This window comes from Brevundimonas sp. GW821-FHT09G01 (assembly GCF_059416065.1).
On the sequence record NZ_JBWKOL010000003.1, the window covers coordinates 251,348 to 274,563 of the forward strand.

Sequence of the window (23,216 nt, forward strand, 5' to 3'; positions counted from 1 at the left end):
CTAGAGCTCCACGCCCAGATGCTTCGCGACGGCGAAGATGTCCTTGTCGCCCCGCCCGCACATATTCAGCACGACATCGCCGCCCTTGCCCACTTCTTTTGCGATCTCGCCGACGCGGGCGAGCGCATGGCTGGGCTCCAGGGCGGGAATGATCCCTTCCAGCTTCGAGCACAGCTGGAAGGCCTCGAGAGCTTCCTGATCGGTGGCGGCGCGGTACTCCGCCCGGCCGATGTCCTTCAGCCAGGCGTGCTCGGGCCCGATGCCGGGATAGTCGAGGCCGGCGGAGATCGAATGGCCTTCCAGGATCTGGCCGTCGTCGTCCTGCAGCAGATAGGTGCGGTTGCCGTGCAGCACGCCCGGGCGGCCGCCCTGGATGGAGGCGGCGTGGTCCGGACCGTCCAGCCCGCGGCCCGCGGCCTCGACGCCGATCAGGCGCACGCCCGCGTCCTCGATGAAGGGATAGAACAGGCCGATGGCGTTGGAGCCGCCGCCGATGGCCGCCACGCAGGCGTCCGGCAGCTTCTCCTTGCGCGCCAGCATGGAGGCGCGCGCCTCGCGGCCGATCACCGACTGGAAGTCGCGCACCATGGCCGGATAGGGGTGCGGTCCGGCGGCGGTGCCGATCAGGTAGTAGGTGTCCTCGACGTTGGTGACCCAGTCGCGCATCGCCTCGTTCATGGCGTCCTTGAGCGTGCCTCGGCCCGAGGTGACCGGGATCACCTCCGCGCCCAGCAGCTTCATGCGGAAGACGTTGGGCGACTGACGCTCCACGTCGGTGGCGCCCATGTAGACGATGCATTTCAGGCCGAAGCGGGCGCAGACGGTGGCGGTAGCCACCCCGTGCTGGCCGGCGCCGGTCTCGGCGATGATGCGGGTCTTGCCCATGCGCATGGCCAGAAGAATCTGGCCCATGCAGTTGTTCACCTTGTGGGCGCCGGTGTGGTTCAGCTCGTCGCGCTTGAACCAGATATCCGCCCCGCCGTGGTGTTCGGTCAGGCGCTCGGCGAAATACATCGGGCTGGGGCGGCCGACATAGTCGGTCAGGAAGCCGTCCAGCTCGGCCTGGAACGAAGGGTCCGCCTTGGCGGCCTCATAGGCGTCGTTCAGCTCATGGATGAGCGGCATCAGGGTCTCGGCCACGAACCGTCCGCCATAGGGGCCGAACCGGCCCTCCGCGTCAGGGAAACTGTAGCTGTTGGGCAGGATGGCGTTCACGGGGCAAACTCGCGCGGAGATCAGGCGGTCCGGACGGCCTCGAGGAAGGCCGCGATCCGGGCCGGGTCCTTAACACCCGGCGCGCTTTCCACGCCAGAGGACACGTCCACGAGGGGAGCGCCGGAAATCCGCACCGCCTCGCCGACATTGTCGGGATTCAGCCCGCCCGCGACGAACCACGGATGCCGAAAGGCCCGACCGGCCAGCAGGGTCCAGTCGAACCGGGCCCCGACCCCGCCCGGCAGATGCGATCCTTCCGGCGGTTTTGCGTCGAACATCAGATGATCGGCGAAGGGCTCCCAGGCGACGGCGTCGTCGAAATCCTCCTGGGCGCGGATCGGCAGGGCCTTGATGATCCCCGCCCCGGTCAGGGCCCGCACCTGTTCGGCGCGGGCCGGGGTCTCGGACCCGTGCAGCTGGATCAGATCCGGCTTCAGGATCAGGGCGATCTCGGTCAGCAGGGCGTCGTCGGCGTCGACCGTGACGGCCACGATCCTGGCCTTGCCCGGTCCCTGGCCGCGCGCGCGCTCGAACAGCGTCGCGGCGTGGAGGGGGGCGATGTGGCGCGGACTCCTGGGGAAGACGACCGCGCCGACGAAGGCCGCGCCGCCCGCCAGGGCCGCATCCAGCGTGTCAGGCGTGGTGAGTCCGCAAATCTTGGCCCGGGTCATGCCCGGCAGGTGCGCTCGCCGCCGGTCGGGGTCAAGGCCGGTACAGGTCGGCGTCCGGATCGCCGCCGCCGCGTATCGCAGCCGACACGATCTGGCTGGCGATGACGGAGTAGGTGATGCCGTTGCCGCCGAAGCCCATGACCGCCCAGGCATGGTCCATGTCCGGCACGGCGCCGATCGACGGCAGGCCGGTCGCGCTTTCCCCAAACGCCCCGGCCCAGCTGTAGTCGATCTCGAACTCGATATCGGGCAGCAGTCGCTTCAGCTTGGCTGTGATCGTCGCGCATTTGCGCTTCAGCTTGGCCTTGTCGGCGTGAGCCGTGGGCGACGGCTCGTCTTCGCCGCCGACGATCAAACGCCCGTCGCCGCCCATGCGGAAATACAGGTATGGATCGGACGCCTCCCAGACGAGCGTGTCCCGCAGCCAGGCTGGGCAGCGCTGGCGCGGCGTCGACGCCATGGCCCAGGTCGAGATTACCTTCGCGCCGGGCGTCGGAACGGTCTTCGGAAACTCGTAACCGCAGCAGAAGATCACCGTCCCGGCCCGCACCGGATGATGGGCGTCCGTCAGCAGGGTGACGCCGTCGGGGTCGCTGACCGCCTCCAGCACCTCGACCGGGGAATAGACCTTCGCCCCACGGTCCGCCGCGCGGCGCAGCAGGCCGGCGGCCAGCCGGGCCGGGTCGCCGCTGGCTGAGCCCTGACTGAGGATCGCGCCGGTTCGCTCGATCCCGAACCGCTCGCGCAGGTCGGCGGGTCCAATATAGGCGCTGTCCAGGCCGATCGCGGCGCGGGCGTCCGCCTCCGCCGCCAGGGCGCGATGGCCGTATTCGTCGCCGGCGAGATAGAGGGTCGCCTTGTCTTTCAGCCCGCAGCGGATCCGGTCATCGGCGACGATCCGCTTCAGATCATCAATGGCCGACCGCGATCTCAGATAGGCCCGTCTCGCCTTCGCCTGCCCGATGCGTTCCGCCAGCGCCGTCAGCGGCAGGTCGATCTCCCACTGCAGCAGGGCGGTCGAGGCCACCGTCGAGCCCATCAGCGGCGGACGCCGATCCAGCACGGCGACCGAGTGATCGCGGCTCAGCTCGTGCGCCATGAAGGCTCCGCTGATTCCCGCGCCGACGATGGCGACATCCACCGAGACGGCCGTCTCCAGCGGCCGCACGGGCACGCCCAGCCCGGGGCTGTCCGCCCAGAGGGACCGGCCGGTCCTGAGATCGCGTTTGAGGGTGGCCCCGGTCATGCCGTCTCCGCAGAAGCGGAGCCTTAGCGGGCGAGGGCCCCGCCGGTTCCGCTCAGTCTGCGGACCCGGCGAAGATGGCGTCGATCTCGTCCGATGTCAGCAACCGCCATTCGCCCGGCGCGAGGTCGTCGGGCAGGGCCAGGCCGCCCAGCCGCTCGCGATGCAGGGCCTCGACGTGGTTGCCCACGGCGGCGAACATCCGGCGGACCATGTGATAGCGGCCCTCGGTCACCGAGACCCTCGCCTCGGTGGGAGAGATCACTTCCAGCCCGGCGGGCTTCAGCGGCCGGTCGTCGTTCTCCAGCAGCAGTTCGCCCGAGGCGAACCGGGCGGCCTCCGAACCGTCCAGCGGGCGGGCCAGCGTGGCGCGATAGATCTTGGCGACGTTCTTCTTGGGGCTGATGACCCGGTGCAGCAGGTCGCCATCGTCCGTCATCAGCAGCAGACCGGACGTCTCCTTGTCGAGCCGCCCGATGGTCGAGATGGCCGGGTCGCGGCGGCGCCAGCGGTCGGGCAGGACGTCATAGACCAGCGCCCCGTCCTCCTTGTGCGAACAGGTCATGCCCAGCGGCTTGTGCAGCAGGATGACGATGCCCTGCGGCGGATCCAGCGGCTCGCCGTCGATCTCCATCCGGGTGGGCAGATCCGGGGTCACCGGTATGCGCTTGGAGACATCGGTGATGTCGACGCCGTCCAGCACGATGCCGCCCGCCTTGCCCATGCGCGCCATCTCGGTGCGCGAGCCGTAGCCCAGCGAACCGAGCAGCTTGTCGACGCGCGATGTCGGGACTTTTTTCATGCCCTACCGCCCTTCGGGCTACTTGAGGGCGCGTTCACTTGATGGCCTCGAAGACCTTGTAGCCCCCGGCGTCAGCGGCCATCCGCACGCGCTTGAAGGCTTCGTTGATGTCGGCCTCGTAGGGCAGGTGGCGATTGGCGACCAGCCACAGGACGCCGCCCTTCTTCAGCATGGCCGCGGCCTGCCGGATGAAGTTCTGGCCCAGCCGCTTGTCCTCGGCGCCGCCGTCGTGGAAGGGCGGATTGGTGACGATGAAGTCGAGGTCGCCGTTGACAGCCAGGGTGCGGACATCGGCCTGTTCGATAACGACCCGCGGATCCTCGACGTTGCGCCGCGCCGCCTCGACCGCACGACGGTCCAGATCGTAGAGGGCCAGGGCCGTGACCAGCGGCGAACGCAGCGCCACGGTGGCCAGCGCCCCGTAACCGCAGCCCAGGTCGGCGCCCGCGCCCTTCAGCGGAGGCAGGGTTTGGGCCAGAAGGGCCGAACCGGGGTCGATCCGGTCCCAGGCGAAGACGCCGGGCTGGGACCAGGCGTCCAGGCCGGGCACGAGGCGCGGCGCCCCGGCCTCGATGGCCGCGTCCAGACCGGTCAGGCCGTCGCCCTTGATCACCACACACCGACGATGATGGGCCTTGGCGCTCTCGCCGACCTCGGCGCCGAAGGCTTCCAACTCCTTCTTCAGCCGGGAGCCGCCCTTGTCCTTGGCGGCCATGACGTCCAGCCGTCCGCCCGGTTTCAGCGCCTTCAGCGCGAGGGCCAGGGTGTAGCGGCGCTCCAGCACGCCCGGCGGGGCGTAGATCATGATGCTGTCGGCCGACCCTTCGGGCACGGTTTCGAGTGCTGTGGCGCCCGGGATCAGGGGCGAGGTCTGGGTCGCGTCGCCCGGCGGATCGAACACCGCCGGGGGGCGGCCATAGAGAAGCGTCGTCATCCGGCTCCTCTAGCGGACCACGACCCACGGTGACACCCCGGAACAAATCCGGCACAACCCCGCCATGCTCCCTGACTCGATCTCCGCCCCGCTCGCGCCGACCCTGATGGACGCGCGCGCGACGCTGGAGCGCGTCTGGGGTCACGCCGACTTCCGCGGACGGCAGGCCGAGGTGGTCGAGGAGATCCTGGCCGGGCGCGATGTGCTGGCGGTGCTGCCGACCGGCGGCGGCAAGTCGGTCTGCTACCAGATCCCGGCCATGCTGCGTCCCGGCCTCGGCCTTGTAGTGTCGCCCCTGATCGCCCTGATGACCGATCAGGTCGAGGCGCTGAAGCAACAGGGTGTCTCGGCGGCGAGACTGGATTCCGGCGTCTCCATGGACGACCGCTCGGCCATCTGGCGCGCGGCGCGGGCGGGGGAGCTGGACCTGCTCTACGTCTCGCCCGAGGGGCTGGCCCAGCCGCACCTCATCGATCGCCTGCACGACCTGCCGCTGAGCCTGATCGCCATCGACGAGGCGCACTGTGTCTCGCAATGGGGACATGACTTCCGGCCGGACTACCGGACGCTGGGCCGGCTGGCCGAACTGTTCCCCGGCGTGCCGCGCATCGCGGTGACGGCGACCGCCGACGCCCGCACGCGCGAGGACATCGTCCGCTCCCTGCGGCTGGACGGCGCCAAGGTCGTCGTCGACAGCTTCGCCCGTCCGAACCTGCAGCTGTCGGCCATCCGCAAGGAGAACGGCTCGCGGGCCAAGACGGACGCGGCGGTGATCGACCTGGTGCGGCAGCGGCGCGGCAAGTCGGGCGTGGTCTATTGCGGCAGCCGCGACGGCTGCGAGCGGGTGGCCCAGGCGCTCCGCGACGCGGGGACCAACGCCATCGCCTATCACGCCGGCATGGACGCGCGGGAGCGCGACAAGCGGCTGGAGCGCTTCCTGGCCGAGGACGGGGCGGTGATGGTGGCGACCATCGCCTTCGGCATGGGGGTCGACAAGGCCGACGTGCGCTTCGTCATCCACGCCGACCCGCCCGGCTCGCTGGAGGCCTATTGGCAGGAGATCGGCCGGGGCGGACGCGACGGAGAACCGGCCGAGGGCATCACCCTGTACGGTCCTTCCGACATCGCCTGGACACTGCGCCGGCTCGACGGTCGCCCGATGGCCGAGGAGGTCAAGGCGGTGCAGGTGCGCAAGGCGCGCCAGCTGTTCGCCATGCTGGACGGCGCGACCTGCCGCCCCCAGACCGTGCGCCGCTATTTCGGCGAGGCCGGCGCGGACCGCTGCGGCGTCTGCGACATCTGCCAGGACCCGCCCGCCCTGTTCGACGCGACCGTCCCGGCCCAGAAGGCGCTGGCGGCGGTGCAGCGGCTGGGCGAACGCTTCGGCAAGACCCGCATCGTCGATCACCTGCAGGGGCGGACGAAGGATGCACAGCCGTGGGAGACGGCGCTGTCCACCTGGAGCATCGGCGCCGACATCGCCTCGCACACCCTGCGCGACGTCATCGACCACCTGATGTTCGATGGCCTGCTGGTCGAGGATCCGAACGAGGGCAAGCCGCTGGTCCGACTGGGCGACCCGGAGGCGGTGCGCGGCGTCTATCGCGGCGAACGGGTGATCGAGGTGCGGCTGACGCCCGCCCGGGTCTCGGCCCCGCGAGAACGGGTGCGAAACGGCCGCAACGCCGCGCTGGAGACCATGGACGCCGATGTCCGCGCCCGCTTCGAGGTGCTTCGCAACTGGCGCCGCGAGCGGGCCGCCGAACAGCGGGTGCCGCCCTATGTCATCTTCCAGGACAAGACCCTGCTGGAGATCGCCATCGCGGAGCCCGGCGATCTGGAGACGCTGGGCCACATCTCCGGCGTCGGCCAGACCAAGCTGGACCGCTACGGCAAAGGCGTTCTGGCGGCGCTATCAGCCTGAAGTCGATGCGCAGTCGAGCGTGCAGCTCGACGGAGTTCGCCTGGAAAAGATCGTTCGCCGCAGGTTTCGAACCGTGGTTGCACTAACGGTAGAGCTTTGGGGCATGCAGACGTATGATTGCGGCCATGCCCCTGCAGATACTCTTCGGCGACGACGAACATACGGCAAAGGACGGCCCTTACAGTCGCGTGCTCAAGACGCGGAAGTGGCTATATCTAGGAGCCGGCTTGGGGGCGTTTGTCGCCATGGGGTTGTATGATGAAGCGGCGGCGAAAGCCCTGCTTCAGGTCATAACGCTCCCGAACGGCGTCGTCAGAAACTTCCTGCTCGTCGGCATAGCGTACCTCTTGCTCCAGTACGTCATGCTCGTTGCCCAGTTGTCAGTCAGCTACGACCTGGTTCTTCGGGAGCGGCTGGCCTTCCGCCGCGAGGACGAACTCGCTGCCGGGCGTCAGAAAGTCAGCGAGGCGCAGCGAGGCCTCAACGACTATCAGGACCAGCGGCCAAGGGTTGCGCCTGAGGAGATGACGGCAGCGCGCGAGAGCCTCCAGAAGGCGCTTTTCCAACTGGAGGAGATTCGCAGAAGGCCTGGCCGAACTGAGGGCAAAGAGCCTGGGAGCGGGATTGATCTGGACTCCTTGCAGGAGTTCGGCGCCAAGTCGGTCGTTGCGCAGGCTGAGGCCGAACTCGAAAGTCTGAGCGCCCGTCAAGCCCAGACCGAAGCTGATCTTCGCCGGGAAGACCCGATCAAACAGTCGCTGATGTTGTCGCTGCAGCAGGCGACCGGGGCGCTGGTCGCCCTCCAGCGCGAGGATCCCGCGCAGCGGATCGGATACCGCAAGATCGAGATTGGAATCGACGTCCTCAGGGTTCTGCCGCCTGCTGTTTTCGCCCTGCTTACGCTGGTGGCCCTCGCGGCGTCGGTCTTCTGAACATCGTCCAGAAGTCACACGATCATCCCGGTCATAGGGGTTAGCCCCATGGTCCCCGGGATGGCGCCTGATCGGTGACCGGCACAGACGTCACTGACGACCGGATCGGAGGAGACCCCGCCATGACTGGGCGCGCCGAGGGGGCGCGGCCCATCTTCACGGCCAGGTCCATCAGGGCGCGGACGCGGTTGCCGGTGGCCGGGTGGGTCGAGAACAGGTTGTCGGCGCCCCGGCCCGCCAGCGGATTGATGATGAACAGCTGGCCCGAGGCCGGATTGCGCTCCGCGGTCGGGTTGTGGATGCGCTTGGCGTAGGCTTCGATCTTCTGCAGGGCGGAGGCGAGGGCGTTGGGGTCGCCGGCGATCTCGGCGCCGACGCGGTCGGCCTCGTATTCGCGCGACCGGCTGATGGCCATCTGCACCAGGCCCGCGGCCATGGGGGCGAGGATCATCAGGGCTAGGGTCCCGATAATGCCGCCGGGCCGCTCGCGGTCGTCGCCGCCGCCGAAGAAGAGGGCGAAATTCGCCAGCGCCGCGATGGCCCCGGCGATGGTGGCGGTGACCGTCATGGTCAGGGTGTCGCGGTTCTTCACATGCGCCAGTTCGTGCGCCATCACGCCCCGGATCTCGTCTCGGGTCAGCATGTCCAGCAGGCCGGTGGTGGCGCAGACGGCGGCGTTCTGCGGGTTGCGGCCGGTGGCGAAGGCGTTGGGCTGGTCGTTGGGGATGATGGCGATCATCGGCCGCGGCAGGCCGGCGTCCCGCGCCATCTGCAGAATATCGGCGACATAGGTCCGCACCACGGCGTTGGGGTGGTTCTCGTCGACCGGCTGGGCCCGGTACATCTTCAGGACGATCTTGTCGGCGTTCCAGTAGCTGAACAGGTTCATCCCGCCCGCCACGACCAGCGCGATCAGCATGCCCGGCACGCGGCCGATCATGAAGCCGACGCCCATGAACAGGGCGGTCAGCGCGGCCAGCAGGGCGAAGGTCTTGAGATGGTTCATCTGAACTCGAACTGGGGCGCGCACTGGCGCCGTTGGGGGAGGCTTCCAATTTGCGAATTGCAACGCGATGGCTCAAGGCGAGGACGCTGTGACCGATCATCCCACCCCCGAGACCGAACCCGCCCCCGTTTTCAACGCGGATGTCCCGCACGCCACGCCTGAGCGGCCCTTGAGCGAGGTGGCGCGCCGCGCCCTGCTGGAGGCGGCGGATCGTCGCGCCGCCTCGGAACAGGCGGCGCTGGAGGCCGAACACGGCGGTCCGCGCGGTCCCGAGCCCACCCGCTACGGCGATTGGGAGAAGAAGGGCATCGCCGTCGACTTCTGAAGGCGAACGAAAGCCGCCGAACGGCGTTAACCCTGACGTTCAGGAGACGCGCCGATGATCCGCCTTCTCGCCGCCTCAGCGGGCCTCGCTTTCCTCCTCTGCGCGGGCGCCGCGACGGCCCAGACCCATGCGCCGTCCTGGGGCCAGCCCGTCTATCTCGACAGCTGGGGCCGTCCCGTCGGCGGAACGCCCCTGTCCGAGGTCGAAACCCGGTCCTACGCCGAAACCGGTCGCTGGGCGGACGGGTCTCATGAGCGCCCCTACGTCTATGTGCCCGGCCGCGCGCCCGGATACGGTCACGGCTATGGCGCGAGCCGCTACCGTCGGTACGACTATGAAGGGCGCGGGTACGACCGCCGTCCGCACCAGGGCTACCGCGATGAATGGGGCTACAACGACGACCGCGCCCGGCCCGGGCGACAGGGCTACGTCGATCACTACGGCCGATCGCGCGATCGGGGCCCCGACGTGTATTTCTACGACCGCTGACCCCTGAGCAGGGTTAATTTCCGTCCTCTGAGGGGAAAGCGCGGTCCAGCACTCCCCCTATCGGTGCAAGGCCGCGCGGCGGCTGGCCCGGGCGCGTCATAACGGCTCCTGAAACGGAGTCCGTGACATGCGCATGCTCACCGCCGCGGCCGGCGCCGCCCTGCTTATCCTCGCCGCCTCGCCCGCCTTCGCCGGCGATCCGCGGGGGGGCGGCCACCAACCCCGCCCGCCCGCGCCCTGCTGCCATGGCGGCGGCGGGGGGCCGCGTCCGCCGTCGCCCCCGCACGGCGGCGGCTGGAACTCCAACATCAATGTGAACGTCAACGCCTCGGCGCGGGCCGAGGCCTACGCTTCGGCCGGCGCCCGCGGCTATCTGAACGCCCGGACCTATGACATGGGCGGCCCCCGCGGCGGCTACGGCGGCGGCACGGTCTATGTCGGCGGCGGTTACGGCGGCGACGCGGGCGGCTACTACTCCGGCGGTCCGGCGGTTTATGACGAGCGCGTGCTGGAAGGCCGGGCCTGCCCCTCGGCGCCGTTCGGCTATGTGGTCACCGGCTTCGGTCGTGACGACATGCGCCCCTCGCGTTGCGGCTACCGCTATGACGACCGCTACGACCGGGGCGGCCGCTACGGCTACAGCGAGCGTCACGACCGGTACGACGGCTACTCCGAGAGCCGCTACGAGGTCCGCGAAAGCTACAGCGACTACGAGGCCTACGAAGAGGGCTACATCCGCGACGACGGCCGCCGCTACGAGGATCGGCGCGGCTGCGACTGCGACCGGGGGCCGGCGCCCTATCCGCCCGTCTATCTGCCGGAGCCGCCGCGCTACGAGCCGCCGCACCGGGTCGCCCCGCCGCCGCCGCGCGCTCACCGGCCCCAGCCGCCGCGCCGCCAGACGCCGCGGCAGGAATACCGCCAGGAACCCGGCGAGCGGGGCTGATTTCTAAAGGGCGACGCCGTTGATCGATTCGGCGATGGACGAGGCCGCCAGCAGCGGATTGTCAGCCCCCACCACCGGGCGGGCCACCACCAGATGGGTCGCTCCGGCCTCAAGCGCCGCGCGCGGCGTGGCCACGCGCTGCTGGTCGCCCCTGTCAGCGCCCTCGGGACGGACGCCCGGCGTGACGATCAGGAAGTCGGGACGACCGGCGGCGACGGCGATCTCGCGCACCCGGGCGGCTTCCAGCGGGCTGGAGACGACGCCGTCGACGCCGCAGTCCAGCGCCTGACGCACCCGCCGCTCGACCAGGGCGGCCGCGTCGAAGCCGTAGCCGATCTCGGCCAGGTCGGCGTCCGACAGGCTGGTCATGACCGTGACGGCCAGCAGCTTGGTCCCTGATCCGGCGGCGTCGCGGCCCTTGACCGCGCCCTTCATGACCTGCGGCTCGGCATGGACGGTCAGCAGGTCGCAGCCGCCCTCGGCCACGGCGCGGGCCGCGCCCTCCACCTGGGCGCCGATGTCATGCAGTTTCCAATCCTGGAAGACCGTCTTTCCGGCGGTCCTCAGCTCATGGGCGAAGGCCACGCCGCCGGGACGGGCCAGCAGGGTCAGGCCGATCTTGTAGGCGGTGATCGTCGCGCCCAGCCGCTCGACCATGGCGCGGGCGGCGTCCAGCGAGGGCAGGTCCAGGCCGACGATCAGGCGCGGGTCGCTGAGCACAGGCGTCATGGGTCGATCTCCTTTGCCGCCGGGGGTGGACGCGCGGACGTGCGTCGGCCCTTATGGCGGTTGGGTGAATTGGGGGCGAGGTCAGGTCATGGACGCGGTCGAACTGGGGGTCAACCTGTTCGTGACGCTGTTCGCGCTGCTGGATCCGGTGGGAAACCTGCCGATCTTCGCGGCGGCGACAGCGGGCGCGACGCTGCGCCAGCGAGTGTCGGTCTCGTTCCTGATCTGCGTGTTCGCCGCGCTCTTCCTGGGGTTCTTCTTCTTCACCGGCCTGGGCCTGCTGCAGTTCTTCGGCATCTCGCTGGCGGCCTTCCGCATCGCGGGCGGCATCCTGTTGCTGCTGCTGGGCCTCGACATGGCGCGCGAGGACTTCCTCGCCACCTTCGCTGACAAGGACGCGGCCAATGACCTGAAGGACGTGCGCGGTTACGCCAAGCGGCGCTTCCAGCGGCTGGTCGTGCCCTTCGCCATTCCCCTGATGATCGGGCCCGGCGCGATCTCGGCCATCATCATCCAGGCGGGCGAAGCCACGAAGATCGGCCCGGCCGGCACGGCCGCCTCACTGGCCGCGATCACCGGCGCCTGCGTGGTCTCGTTCATCTGCTTCGCCCTGACCGGCCCGATCAGCCGGATCCTCGGCGAGGTGGGCCTGGCCATCGTGGTGCGGGTGCTGGGCCTGATCCTGTGCGCCCTGGCGATCCAGTTCATCCTGATGGGGCTGGGCGAGGCGTTGCCGGGCATCATCAGCACCGGCGTGACCATCCCCTATCCCTCCGACGGGCACTGAGATGGACGGATCGTCGGGGGTCCGGGTGTTCCAGGGGCCGGAGTCGCAAAGGCTGGACGCCTTCGTCGATGCGGCCTTCGCCTTCGCGGTCTCCCTGCTGATCATCGGCGGGACCGAGCCGCTGCGGTCCTTCGCCGACCTGGCCACGGCGCTGGCCCGCATTCCGGCCTTCATCTTCGGCTTCGCCCTGATCGCCCTGTTCTGGACGGCGCACCGGACGTGGTCGACCCTGACGCCGGTGCGCACAGGCTGGACCACCCTCCTCAGCCTCGCGGTGGTGTTCGCGGTGCTGGTCTTTGTCTTCCCGCTGCGCCTGCTGGCCGAGACGGCGACGCACTATGTTTCGGGCGGCGTGCTGCCGGGCGGGCGGCTGATGTCGGGCCTGGCCGACCTGCGCTGGACCTATGTGATCTACGGCGTGGCCTTCGCCGTGCTGTCTGGGCTGAACGCCGGCCTGTTCGCGCACGCCGCGAGAGCCCTGCGCAGCGGGGACGCCGCCACGCACCGCAAGGGCGTGCAGTGGGCGAGGACCTGGACCATTTCGGCCGCGACCGGGCTGATCTCGGCCCTGATCGCGGCGACGCCCCTTCTGAAGGTCGCGCCCTGGCTGCCGGGCGTGGCCTACAACCTCATCCCTGTCGGCGTGCTTGTCGTGACCCGGCGGAACCGCCGGACCTAAAGACCCAGGGCGGCGCGGATATCGCGCCAGTCGATGTATTTGAAGTTCTGGTTGCCGACGTCGTTCACGTCGTCCTGCACCACGACCACGCCCTCGGGGAAGCGGTCGCCGACCCGGCCGCCAAGGGCGTCCAGGCCGTCGGTGCCGGTCACGCCGTCGATCGCGCCGTTCGCGACCACGAAGCGTCCCTTGTACTCGGGCGCGGCGCCGTCGATGCGCCAGACCGGGAAGGTCGAGTCGCCCTGGCTGGAGCCGATCAGGTAGCGGGCCGCGCCGTCGGCGATGATCGTCAGGCCTTCCGCATCGGCGACCAGCACGCCCGGAGCGATTGCCTGCACCAGGGTCCGGGTCGCGCCCGAGGCCGGGTCCAGGCCGTAGCGCCAGACCCCGACGTTCTCTTCCGCGATATACAGGGCGCCGGTGGCCTCGTCGGCGGCGCAACCTTCCGAGATGCTGCCGATCTCGGCGCGGCGGACCAGGCGGGCGGCCGGCTGACCATCGGCCGCGACGGTCAGCACGAACTGGCGCAGCTCGCCCTCGTGACCGACCAGGATGGCGTGCAGTTCGGCGCCGCGGCGGGCGAAGCAGAAGCCGTAGGGTTCGACCACGTCGGTGGCGACATTGCCCCAGTGACGGACGCCGTTGTCGCCGGTCGCCGCCGGGTCGAACAGATACAGGGCGATGCCGGTCTTGCCCGGGGTGCGGTCGCTGGCGCCGAACACCACCTGCGGACGGCCGCCGACGCTCAGGCCCTCGGCCACGTCGACATTGTTCAGCAGGCCTTCCGGCAGGAACTGCAGGATCGCGCCGTCCAGGCCGTAGATGTACAGGCCGGCCTTCTTGTCGGTGCCGGCGACGAAACCGTCCACGACGGCGCCCTTGATATGGACCGGCGTGGCCGAGGCCCAGACCGCGGGATCATCGGCGGCGTCCTGACCGGGCAGGCCCACCGGCGGGGTTTCCAGCACGGCGTGAACCGGCGCGCCCTGGCCGACGACGCCTTCGCCCTCGCCCTGGTAGTCGACTTCACGGGTCGCGCAGGCGGCCAGAAGGGCCGCGGCGGCGACTGTGACGATCAGGGTCCGGACAGTCATTGGATACGCCCCTCCAAAGGCTTGAACGGCCGCGCCAGACCACGCGCCGTGGTGGAGGGTCAAGCAACGCACGATGACGGTCCCGCGTCACCTTCGTGACGAACGATCAGCCTTGGGACAAATCGTCACGACGGCGTCGGCAAATCGCCAAGCCTCGTTCGCGAAACCGTCGCGCCCGCGTCGCCGGTGCGGCCTAGCTGGCGCGTCCAGAGCTGGCGGCCGGGGGGTCGACCGGACGCATCGGGATGTTTCAAATGAAAATCGGACTTCTGCTCGGCGCCGCCGTCGCGCCGCTCGCCTTCGCCCTGGCCAGCCCGGCTCTGGCCCAAGACGCCCAGAACGGTCCGACGACCGCCCTCGACGAGGTCATCGTCACCGGCGAGCCGGTCATGCGCAACCGCACCGACGACGTGGTTCCGACCCTGTCCTACGACCTCGAGTATTTCCAGCGCTTCGAGCCGCTGACCGTCGGCGACGCCCTGAAGCGCGTGCCCTCGGTGACCTTCCTGTCGGACATCCTGGAGGCCGACGGCGTGCGCCTGCGCGGCCTGGATCCCGGCTACACCCAGATCCTGATCAACGGCGAGCAGGTGCCCGGCGCCGGCGTCGACCGGTCCTTCTTCGTCGACCGCATCCCCGCCGAACTGATCGAGCGGGTCGAGGTCGTGCGTTCGTCGTCGGCGAACCGTTCCGGCGACGCCGTCTCGGGCGCCATCAACATCGTGCTGCGTGACGCTCTCGCCCTGGACGGCGGCTACATCCGCGCCGGCGCCATCATGTTCCCGGACGATGAGATCGGCGGCACCTTTGGCGCCGTCTGGGGCGGTCAGGTCGGACCGGGCCGGCTGCTGGTCGGCGGCAGCCTCCAGGACCGCCGCAACCCGAAGAACAAGTACAGCCAACGCTTCAGCCAGCCGGGCGGCACGCTGCAGAACACCGAAGTCCAGACCGACGTCCGCAGCGGCACCGACTACTCCTTCAACGCGGCTTATGAGGTCGAGGTCGGCGGCGGCACGCTGGACCTGTCGGGCGTCTTCGTCCGCACCGAGCGCCTGCAGGACGAGGACTCGCTCGAGTACCAGTTCGGCCTCGAGAACAACGCCAACCTGCTGACGATCAATGACAACGATGTCGACATCCAGACCGACAACCTGAGCCTGCGCGCCCGCTACGAGCGCGAGATGTTCGGCGGCGAGACCCGCTTCAAGCTGGGCTACGCCAGCTTCGACGACCAGCAGACCGAGTTCGAGAACGAGGCGGAATATCTCCGCCTCGAAAGCGGCGGAGCGCCGGCTATCCCGTTCCCGGACGAGGATCGCTTCACGGCCGATCTGGAATACCGCGACCTGCAGGACGAAGAAGTCTCGGCGGCGATTGAGCACACTCGTCCGCTGGGCAACGGCGTCGAGCTGGAGTTCGGCCTCCAGGGCGTCCAGAAGGATCGCGATTCGAACACCCGCACGGCGACCCGCGTCCGCTTCACCATCCCGAACGCCCCGGCGCCGCGCCCGGTCCAGCCGCCGTTCGTCTTCACCGACGGCGCCTACGCCATCGAAGAGACCCGGATCGACCCCTACGTCATGTTCTCGGGCGAGAGCGGCGCGCTGAAGTGGGAGGCCGGTCTGCGTTACGAGACGACCGACACCACCATCGCCGGCATCGAGAACGACTATGCCGAGCTGCTGCCCTCGGCCAGCCTGCGCTACCGCCTGTCGGACACCGATCGCCTGACCCTGTCGGTGGCGCGCACCGTCCGCCGTCCCGACTTCGACGATCTGGCTCCCGTCACGCTCGAGGAAGAGCGCGGCGACAACGATTTCCGCGGCAATCCCTACCTCAAGCCCGAACTGGCCTGGGGTATCGATGCGGGCTTCGAGCGTCGTCTGGGCCGTCGCGGCGTCGTCGGGATCAACGTCTTCTACCGGGACATCACGGACCTGATCGAGGACGTCAATACGGGTGAAGCGGGCAGCGGCGACAACCCCGCCACGCCCACCGTCATCGAAGCGTTCATCGAGTCCATCGACAACGTCGGCGACGGTCAGGTCTATGGCGTCGAGTTCGACCTCTCCACGCCGCTGGACTTCATCGGCATGGAGAACACCGGGGTGTTCCTGAACGCCTCGTGGTTGGACAGCAAGGTCGAGGACGGCCTCGGCGAGCGCCGCTTCAACGACCAGTCGGACTATGTGGTGAACTTCGGCTTCACCCACGACATCCCGACCTGGGGCGCGGCCTTCGGCGCCACCTACCGCAAGCAGGGCGACGCCTTCGGCCGGGTCTATGCCGAGGAGGTCAAGACCTCCTACGGCGCCGACCTGGAGGTCTTCCTCGAGAAGCGCGTGTTCGCCAACACCGTCGTCCGCCTGACCGGTTCGAACCTGCTGGACAGCTCCAAGGACGAGGTGTTCGACAAGTTCGGCGACCGGGCGGACCAGATCAGCCGCAGCTACGACGAGTACGAGCTGGAGAGCGAAAGCGCCGGCCCGGTCTACCAACTGGTGATGCGCGTCGCCTTCTGACGCCTGTCCAAGGACGAAACAGAAGGGGCCGGGCGGCGACGCCCGGCCCTTTTCTGATTCTCCGCTCCAATGGTTAACGGCCAAGCTGGACCGTTTCGGAATCAAGGGTTAGGTCGCCTTGGGGGCGAAAGGCGGTCGTTGCGGTTCGCCGTTTGCAAGGCATCTCCCGAACGGGCGCGCGCCGCGCCAGAACGGGACAGTCAGGTCGAATGTTTCTCGAAGGCCAGATCAACTGGATGTGGGTGCTGGGCGCCGTCGCCGTCGTCGGCTGGCTCGTCGGGCTGATCGCGCTGTGGTTCGCGCTGACCAACCGGTCGCGCCACGTCGACGCCTCGGGCCAGCTGGATCTGGTCCAGCGCGTGGCCGAAGATTCGCAGAAGCGGCTGTTCGAGACCCTGAACGCCATCCCGGTGGCGCTGGTCGAGACCGACAAACAGGGCAAGTTCGTCTTCGCCAACCGCGCCGCCCATCAGCTGCTGGGTCGCCGCGACGCCGAGCTGATCGGCCTGCGCTTCCACTCCGCAACCTGGGGCATCACCTTCCCGGACGGACGTCCGGTGCCGCCGGACCTGCTGCCCAGCGCCCGCGCCCTGCGCGGCCAGACCGTCAAGGGCTTCCACCACCTGATCTCCAACCCCGCCACCCGCAAGAAGATGCTGGTCTCGGTCACGGCCATGCCGATCGAGAATGAGCTGGGTCAGATCACCGGCTCGACCGCCGCCATTGTCGAGACCGAGGGCCTGCAGACGCCCGAGGTCATCGCGCCGGAGCCCGTGCAGGTCGTCGGCGACGACCTGACCCGCCGGGTGTTCGACGCCGCCTCCAGCGCCCTGGTGGTGGTCGCCGCCAACGGCCTGGTGCGCGAGGCAAACCGCACGGCCCTGCTGGTGCTGGGCCGCGACGCCGTCGAGGGCGATTTCGCCGACGCCTTCCTGGCCGAGGATGAGCGCGTCGAGGGCCGTCAGGCCCTGCGCGCGGCCCTATCCGCCCCGGCGGGCGAGGCTGAGGCCTTCGTCTCGCGCACCGGCGCGCCGGAAGGCATCCGCTGGTCCATGCTGCCCCTGACCGACGCCGAGGGCCGGGTCGACGCCCTGCTGCTGGCCGGCGAACGCGCCGATCCCGTGGTGGAAGAGACGCCGGTCGAGGTCGTCGAGGAGGCTCCGGTCGAGACCATCGCCTTCGCCCCCGAACCCGAGCCCGAGGCGCCGGAAATCTCCGAGGAGACCCGGGCCCTGCGCGAGGAGGCCGAGACCGCCCGCCGTCAGGCCGAGGAGGCTCTCGCCGCCGCCGCCGCCGCGCGTCAGGAGGCCGATGCAGCCCGCGCCGCCGCTCATCAGGCGCGAGAAGAGGCCGAGCTCGAACTGCAGGGCGGACGCCGTATGGAAAGCGTCGGCCGTCTGACCGGTGGTCTGGCCCATGACTTCAACGCCCTGCTGGGCGTCATGACCGGCGCGCTGGACATGATGCTGCGCCAGGCCGACGACCCTGCGCGCGTGCGCCGTCTGGGCCAGGCCGCCCTGGCCGCCGGCCAGCGCGGCGAACAGCTGACGCGGCGCCTGACCGCCTTCTCGCAGGGCGACGACGCCCCCGTGTTCCAGACGCTGGACGCCGGCGTCCTGCTGCGCGGCATGGAAGCCCGGCTGCGCGCCATGGCCGGTCCCGAGATCGACCTGATGATAGAGGGGCCGTCAGACGCCGCCCCGGCCCGGCTGGACCCCGTCGCCTTCGAGGGCGCGGTTCGCGCCCTGACCCAGAACGCCGTCGAGGCGGTGGGCTCCAAGGGCTCCGTCGCCGTGCGGCTGGAGGCCCTGATGGAAGGCGGCCTGCGGCTCAGCGTGCGCGACACCGGCCCCGGAATGGATCGTGAAATGGCCGCCCGCGCGGTCGAGCCCTTCTTCACCACCCGTGACGGCGCGGCCGGTCTGGGCCTGTCCCAGGCCTATGCCTTCGCGCGCCAGTCGGGCGGGGTGCTGTCGATCGACGAAGCGCCCGGGGGCGGGGCCGAGGTGTCCATCACCCTGCCGCAGCCCTTGGAGGAGGCGGAACTTCAGCGCGCCTGACCCCGCTATCGACGTTCTCCGTCCCGGGTGTAGGGTGGTTAACGACGAAGACGGAGCCCGGTCATGAAGTTTGCGCGCATCCTCATCGCGGTGGTCATCCTCGCCTATGCGGGTTGGCTGGCGTGGCCTCTTCTGTCGCCGATCATCGGCGGCGCGACCCCGGACATGGGCGCGATGCGCGCCGAGGCCGACGCCCTGACCGGCGGCGACCTGTTCGGCTTCATTCCCGGCTGGGCGTTGTGGGCCGGGGCCATCGTTCTGTATCTCATCGCCGCCCTGATGCTGGGGTCCGGCAACACCAAGGCCTCGGTGGCCTACTTCCTGGGCTTCATCGCCGACGCCGTGCTGCGGCTGGCCATGGACAGCGGCGGTCCGGACGCCAGTGCGCGCTCGGCGGGGCCGACGACCATGGCGGCGGACAGCGGCCTGCCGGTCGATCCGGTCTGGCTGGTGCTGGGCGGCCTGTTCCTGCTGGGCGTGCTGGTGGTCGTCCTCGCCCGCCGCCAGCGCAAGCGCCGCGTCGCGGGTCAGCTGGCCTTCTAGCGCCAGGGTATCGCCCCCATATACTGACGCGGCGGTTGACCCTCGCGGGGGCGGCGCTAGGTTCCGCGCGCCTTCCCGCGCCCAGACAAGCATCAGAGAGACCCCATGGCCGAAGCCGCATCCTATGACGTCGTCATCATCGGGGGCGGTCCCGGCGGCTACAACGCCGCCATCCGCGCCGGCCAGCTCGGTCTGAAGGTCGCCTGCATCGAGATGCGCGAGACGCTGGGCGGCACCTGCCTGAACGTCGGCTGCATGCCGTCCAAGGCGCTGCTGCACGCTTCCGAGCTGTTCGAGGTCGCGGGCAAGGAGTTCTCCACGCTCGGCATCGATGTCGGGACGCCCAAGGTCAACCTGCCGCAGATGATGAAGCAGAAGGCCGACAGCGTCGGCGCCCTGACCAAGGGCATCGAATTCCTGTTCAAGAAGAACAAGGCCGACTGGATCAAGGGCAAGGGCAAGATCACCGGTCCGGGCACGGTCGAGGTGACCGCCGCCGACGGGACCGTCACGACCCTGACCGCCAAGGACATCGTCGTCGCCACGGGCTCCGAGCCCACGCCGCTGCCGGGCGTGGACTTCGTCGAGGGCAAGGTCATCGATTCCACCGGCGCCCTGTCGTTGCCGGCCGTTCCGAAACACCTGATCGTGGTCGGCGCCGGCGTCATCGGCCTTGAGCTCGGTTCGGTCTGGCGCCGTCTGGGCGCCGAGGTCACCGTGGTCGAGTTCCTCGACAAGGTCGGCGCCGGCATGGACGCCGAGGTCGCCACCGCCTTCCAGCGCGGCCTGACCAAACAGGGCATGACCTTCAAGATGGGGACCAAGGTCACCTCGGCGAAGACGGCCAAGGACGGCGTCGTCCTGACGCTGGAGCCCGCCGCCGGCGGAACCGCCGAGACCCTGACGGGCGACGTGGTTCTGGTCGCTATCGGTCGTCGTCCCTACACCGCCGGTCTGGGCCTGGAGACGGTCGGCATCGAGACCGACAAGCGCGGTTTCCTCAACAACGACCACCTGAAGGCCGGCAAGGACGGGATCTGGGTCATCGGCGACGTGACCCACGGCCCGATGCTGGCGCACAAGGCGGAAGAAGAAGCCGTCGCCGTGATCGAATACATCGCCGGCAAGGCGGGGCACGTCGACTACGACCTGGTCCCCAGCGTCATCTACACCAGCCCCGAAGTGGCCTGGGTCGGAAAGACCGAGGAGCAGCTCAAGGCCGCGGGCGTCGATTTCAAGAAGGGCAAATTCCCCTTCACCGCCAACAGCCGCGCCAAGATCAACCACGAGACCGAGGGCTTCGTGAAGGTGCTGGCCGATGCGAAGACCGACAAGGTGCTCGGCGTGCACATCTTCGGCCCGCAGGCGGGAGAGCTAATCGGCGAGGCTTGCATCGCCATGGCCTTCGGCGCCGCCTCGGAAGACATCGCCCGCACTTGCCACGCCCACCCGACCCGGTCGGAAGCGGTCAAACAGGCCGCCATGGGCGTCGACAACTGGACCATGCAGGCCTGACGCTCCAGCGCCCCGGGGCCGGCGCGAGCCGACCTGGGGGCCGTCGACCGATTTCGCCCTAGAGCAGCAACTCGTCCTCGATGGTGCGTGTCGTCCGACGACGCAGGCCCTCGAAGTTCACGGTGTTCGCGGTGAAGTCCAGGGTGACCTGGCGGAACCGGCCCAGCAGGTCGGCGCCGATCAGCAGGGCCGGGCGGTCCGCCAGCTGCAGCGTCTCGAAACAGTGCAGGTCGGCGAACAGCAGCGGCGTCGTGCCGAGGCGCGAGCGGCCCAGTCGGATCTGATCCACCCTGGCGAGGTCGGCGGACAAGGTCTGGCCCGTCACGCCGTAGAGGGGCACGGGACGGGACAGGGCGGCGCCGTCGGGACGACGCGCGGCGACCGCCCGGCGTAGCGCATTGTTGCCGATCGAATATTGCGCGCCGCTGTCGACGAAGGCGGCGGTCGGCAGGCCTTCGACCAAGGTCTCGGTCAGGATCAACTGACCGAACCGGCCGCGCACCGAGTGAATCCCGGCCTGCCGGATGCGGGAGCCGGTCGACATCTGCTCGCCGCCCATCAACACGCGTATGCCGCGCGCGCTCATAAAGACGGACTGGTGCTCGATGTTGAAGGCGAGCCGGAACCGGCCCAGCACATCCAGGCCCAACAAACCATCAGCGCCCAGCTGTTCGCGCGGAATGACGGGGCATCGCAGGTTTCGGAAGCCGAGCCCGCTCAGCGTGAGGCGATCCACCTGAACGCTGTCGGTCCGGGCCGCCGCGGTGATGCCGTGCACCATCAGCGGCTCGCGGGCCGGCAGCGCCAGCCGCGCGGCGACGGTGTCGGCGACCGCGGTCGATCCGGCGCCGGTGTCGATCACGAAGCTCAAGGGGCCCTGACCGTTGATCGTCACCTCGGCGGCGATCCGCGTGAACAGATTGGCCTGCACCGAGATGGGCGACGGAGCGTCGGCGGGCGGTTGCTGAGTCCGGTCCTGGGTTCGGGCGAAGGCGGCGGGGCCGGGCGTCGCCCCGGCGACGCCCGCCGCGCCCAGAGCGATCAGCAGATCGCGGCGCGGGAGAATCGGCGTGGGATATGAGGTCAGCGGCGTTTCCCCTTATCTTTTTTATTTTCCCGCACTCTAGGCGCCGTTCGCGCGCCGTGGCGAGTCCGTGTTCTCTCAAGCCCTGGGGTGGGCCGCCGCATAGGCGTCGAGCAGGTGGGCGGCGTCGACGGCGGTGTACTTCTGGGTCGTCGACAGACTGGCGTGGCCCAGCAGTTGCTGGATCGAACGCAGGTCGGCTCCGGCGCCCAGCAGATGGGTCGCGAAGCTGTGGCGCAGCGCATGGGGCGTGACGCTGGCGGGCAGGCCCAGGCGGCCGCGCAGACGCTGCATCGCCGCCTGAACCTGACGCGGTCCCAAAGGCCCGCCGCGACGGGCGCGGAACAGGGCGTCCGACGGCTCCAGCGGCCAGGGCAGGAGGGCCAGATAGGCGTCCACCGCCGCGCGCACGGCGGGCAGCACCGGAGCCATCCGCGTCTTGTCGCCCTTGCCCGTGATCCTGAGGGTCTCGGGCAGGGGAACGTCGGCCCGGATCAGGGACAGGCCCTCCGAAATCCGCAGCCCGCAACCGTACAGCAGGGTCAGCACGGCCCGGTCCCGGGCGGCCTCCCACGGCTCGGCGTCCGGATCGGCCTGCGTCTCCTCCAGCAGGCCGCGCGCCTGATCCTCGGTGACAGGCCGGGGCAAGGTGGGCTTCAGGCGGGGGCCGCGCACCAGGGCCAGCTGCGGCGCGGGCGTATCCAGCCGCCGGTCGAGGAAGCTGTGGAAGGCGCGGATGGCCGACAGGGTCTGGCTGATCGACCGGGCGTTCAGGGGATGATCGCCGGATCGGCGCTCGGCCAGATGGGCGCGAACTTCCGCCGCCGTGATCACTCCCAGGTCCGCCAATCCCTGCGGCTCGCCCCGATGGCGTTCCAGGAAGGCCAGATAGAGCCGCCCGATATGGCCGTAGGCTTCCAGCGTCCGGGGCGACAGCCGCCGCTCATGGGCTAGATGCTCCAGCCAGGCGGACAGGGCTTCGGAGGCGGTCAGCTGAGAATGGGCCATCGTTCGGCCGTGCGTTCGACCACCCGGGCGATAAAGGCCACCAGTTCGCAGCCCATATTGGGGGTGAAGCCGTCCTCTTCCGGCGAGCCGAAGGCGCACAGGGCGTGACGGCCCGGCGTCTCGGACCCCGGGAATTGCGGGGCCATGCGGATCAGGGCGACCGACCGGACCTCGTCCTCGACCGCGCTGAACAGGCCCAGGCCGTCGAAATTCGGGCCCAGCCAGGTCAGGCCGTGGTCGCCGAGCAGGGCGTCGACGCCGCCGACCTCCAGCGCCTTCCAGCCGAACGGCACGCCGCCGGGCTTCTCCATGGCGATGGCAGCGCCGGCCAGGCCGAAGCGCCCTTGCGCCACCGCGTCGAGGCGGCGGGCGAGATCGGAGGGATTGCGCGCCTCCATCAGGTCCAGCGCCGCGACATGGGTCTGGGTCTGGGCGGCGAAATTGGCGCGGGCCACAGCCTCGATGCGCTTGCGGGCGTCCGCCTCGCGCTCGGCGGCCTCTTCCAGCTTCGTCAGGGCGGCGCGGCCGAACTCGACCACATTGCGCCCATGCGGCTTCAGGCCGATCTCCTCCAGCAGGGACCGGTCGTCCAGCAGGGTCTGGGGATGGGCCTGCAGCCAGGCGCGGATGTCCGGCCAGTGCGGCTCTTCAGGCTTTGCAGAGAGGTCGGGTGAAACGCTCACAAACCTCTCCTCGAGGCGGTACTTA

Annotated in this window: 22 protein-coding genes; 11 read left to right on the forward strand and 11 right to left on the reverse strand. The window is 69.6% G+C overall.

Annotation, left to right across the window (positions count from 1 at the left end):
* Genes trpB through AC07NB_RS08650 form a run of 5 tightly spaced genes read right to left on the reverse strand, consistent with a single transcriptional unit; the run spans position 1 to position 4,865 of the window.
* On the reverse strand, positions 1–1,215 hold the full coding sequence (trpB, locus tag AC07NB_RS08630) for a tryptophan synthase subunit beta (RefSeq protein WP_291833855.1): 1,215 nt from the start codon (positions 1,213–1,215) through the stop codon (positions 1–3).
* A gap of 20 nt (positions 1,216–1,235) precedes the next feature.
* Positions 1,236–1,886, reverse strand: a complete 651-nt coding sequence (locus AC07NB_RS08635; protein ID WP_494570427.1) for a phosphoribosylanthranilate isomerase — start codon at positions 1,884–1,886, stop codon at positions 1,236–1,238.
* A gap of 31 nt (positions 1,887–1,917) precedes the next feature.
* Positions 1,918–3,132: an NAD(P)/FAD-dependent oxidoreductase gene (locus AC07NB_RS08640; RefSeq protein ID WP_494570426.1), complete on the reverse strand. Its 1,215-nt coding sequence runs from the start codon at positions 3,130–3,132 to the stop codon at positions 1,918–1,920.
* Positions 3,133–3,184: 52 nt separating this feature from the next.
* Positions 3,185–3,931: a pseudouridine synthase gene (locus AC07NB_RS08645; RefSeq protein ID WP_494570425.1), complete on the reverse strand. Its 747-nt coding sequence runs from the start codon at positions 3,929–3,931 to the stop codon at positions 3,185–3,187.
* A 34-nt stretch (positions 3,932–3,965) separates the two neighbouring features.
* On the reverse strand, positions 3,966–4,865 hold the full coding sequence (locus AC07NB_RS08650) for a class I SAM-dependent methyltransferase (RefSeq protein WP_494570424.1): 900 nt from the start codon (positions 4,863–4,865) through the stop codon (positions 3,966–3,968).
* Positions 4,866–4,929: 64 nt separating this feature from the next.
* On the opposite strand from AC07NB_RS08650, the gene recQ reads away from it, so the two are divergent.
* Positions 4,930–6,789, forward strand: a complete 1,860-nt coding sequence (recQ, locus tag AC07NB_RS08655) for a DNA helicase RecQ (protein ID WP_494570423.1) — start codon at positions 4,930–4,932, stop codon at positions 6,787–6,789.
* 125 nt (positions 6,790–6,914) lie between these two features.
* Positions 6,915–7,721 carry a hypothetical protein gene (locus AC07NB_RS08660; protein ID WP_494570422.1) on the forward strand — a complete coding sequence of 269 codons (807 nt, stop codon included), beginning with the start codon at positions 6,915–6,917 and terminating at the stop codon, positions 7,719–7,721.
* Between the two features lie 40 nt (positions 7,722–7,761).
* Here the strand turns inward: AC07NB_RS08660 and htpX are convergent, their stop codons facing one another.
* Positions 7,762–8,727, reverse strand: coding sequence for a zinc metalloprotease HtpX (gene htpX, locus AC07NB_RS08665; RefSeq protein ID WP_494570421.1), 966 nt, complete (start codon positions 8,725–8,727; stop codon positions 7,762–7,764).
* An 88-nt stretch (positions 8,728–8,815) separates the two neighbouring features.
* On the opposite strand from htpX, the gene AC07NB_RS08670 reads away from it, so the two are divergent.
* From AC07NB_RS08670 to AC07NB_RS08680, 3 genes are all read left to right on the forward strand, one after another.
* Complete coding sequence (locus AC07NB_RS08670) at positions 8,816–9,052, forward strand: DUF1674 domain-containing protein (RefSeq protein WP_494570420.1); 237 nt, start codon at positions 8,816–8,818, stop codon at positions 9,050–9,052.
* A gap of 54 nt (positions 9,053–9,106) precedes the next feature.
* Positions 9,107–9,541 carry a hypothetical protein gene (locus AC07NB_RS08675; protein ID WP_494570419.1) on the forward strand — a complete coding sequence of 145 codons (435 nt, stop codon included), beginning with the start codon at positions 9,107–9,109 and terminating at the stop codon, positions 9,539–9,541.
* A gap of 127 nt (positions 9,542–9,668) precedes the next feature.
* On the forward strand, positions 9,669–10,487 hold the full coding sequence (locus AC07NB_RS08680) for a hypothetical protein (RefSeq protein ID WP_494570418.1): 819 nt from the start codon (positions 9,669–9,671) through the stop codon (positions 10,485–10,487).
* A 3-nt stretch (positions 10,488–10,490) separates the two neighbouring features.
* Here AC07NB_RS08680 and pyrF read toward each other — a convergent pair whose 3' ends face one another.
* The gene (gene pyrF, locus AC07NB_RS08685) at positions 10,491–11,207 is read right to left on the reverse strand and encodes an orotidine-5'-phosphate decarboxylase (protein ID WP_494570642.1); all 717 of its coding nucleotides are present in this window, start codon (positions 11,205–11,207) and stop codon (positions 10,491–10,493) included.
* Positions 11,208–11,304: 97 nt separating this feature from the next.
* On the opposite strand from pyrF, the gene AC07NB_RS08690 reads away from it, so the two are divergent.
* Entirely contained in the window at positions 11,305–12,003 is a 699-nt protein-coding gene (locus AC07NB_RS08690; RefSeq protein ID WP_494570417.1) for a MarC family protein, read from the forward strand.
* Position 12,004: 1 nt separating this feature from the next.
* Entirely contained in the window at positions 12,005–12,682 is a 678-nt protein-coding gene (locus tag AC07NB_RS08695; RefSeq protein WP_494570416.1) for a TMEM175 family protein, read from the forward strand.
* On the opposite strand, the gene AC07NB_RS08700 is transcribed toward AC07NB_RS08695, so the two are convergent.
* The gene (locus AC07NB_RS08700) at positions 12,679–13,776 is read right to left on the reverse strand and encodes a phytase (protein ID WP_494570415.1); all 1,098 of its coding nucleotides are present in this window, start codon (positions 13,774–13,776) and stop codon (positions 12,679–12,681) included. The genes AC07NB_RS08695 and AC07NB_RS08700 overlap by 4 nt on opposite strands.
* Before the next feature lie 254 nt (positions 13,777–14,030).
* Between AC07NB_RS08700 and AC07NB_RS08705 the strand changes: the two genes are divergently transcribed.
* The 4 genes from AC07NB_RS08705 (at position 14,031) to lpdA (ending at position 20,416) form a co-directional block, all read left to right on the forward strand.
* Positions 14,031–16,298 carry a TonB-dependent receptor plug domain-containing protein gene (locus AC07NB_RS08705; RefSeq protein WP_494570414.1) on the forward strand — a complete coding sequence of 756 codons (2,268 nt, stop codon included), beginning with the start codon at positions 14,031–14,033 and terminating at the stop codon, positions 16,296–16,298.
* 209 nt (positions 16,299–16,507) lie between these two features.
* Positions 16,508–18,358, forward strand: coding sequence for an ATP-binding protein (locus AC07NB_RS08710; protein ID WP_494570413.1), 1,851 nt, complete (start codon positions 16,508–16,510; stop codon positions 18,356–18,358).
* Between the two features lie 63 nt (positions 18,359–18,421).
* Positions 18,422–18,901 (forward strand): hypothetical protein, encoded by a 480-nt coding sequence (locus AC07NB_RS08715; protein WP_494570412.1) that lies wholly within the window; start codon positions 18,422–18,424, stop codon positions 18,899–18,901.
* Positions 18,902–19,006: 105 nt separating this feature from the next.
* The gene (lpdA, locus tag AC07NB_RS08720; RefSeq protein WP_494570411.1) at positions 19,007–20,416 is read left to right on the forward strand and encodes a dihydrolipoyl dehydrogenase; all 1,410 of its coding nucleotides are present in this window, start codon (positions 19,007–19,009) and stop codon (positions 20,414–20,416) included.
* Positions 20,417–20,474: 58 nt separating this feature from the next.
* Here lpdA and AC07NB_RS08725 read toward each other — a convergent pair whose 3' ends face one another.
* The 3 genes from AC07NB_RS08725 to AC07NB_RS08735 form a co-directional block, all read right to left on the reverse strand.
* Positions 20,475–21,347, reverse strand: coding sequence for a retropepsin-like aspartic protease (locus AC07NB_RS08725; RefSeq protein ID WP_291835340.1), 873 nt, complete (start codon positions 21,345–21,347; stop codon positions 20,475–20,477).
* 231 nt (positions 21,348–21,578) lie between these two features.
* Positions 21,579–22,508 carry a tyrosine recombinase XerC gene (locus tag AC07NB_RS08730; protein WP_494570410.1) on the reverse strand — a complete coding sequence of 310 codons (930 nt, stop codon included), beginning with the start codon at positions 22,506–22,508 and terminating at the stop codon, positions 21,579–21,581.
* Positions 22,490–23,191 (reverse strand): DUF484 family protein, encoded by a 702-nt coding sequence (locus AC07NB_RS08735; protein WP_494570409.1) that lies wholly within the window; start codon positions 23,189–23,191, stop codon positions 22,490–22,492. The genes AC07NB_RS08730 and AC07NB_RS08735 overlap by 19 nt, the downstream gene beginning before the upstream one ends.
* Positions 23,192–23,216: the final 25 nt, after the last annotated feature.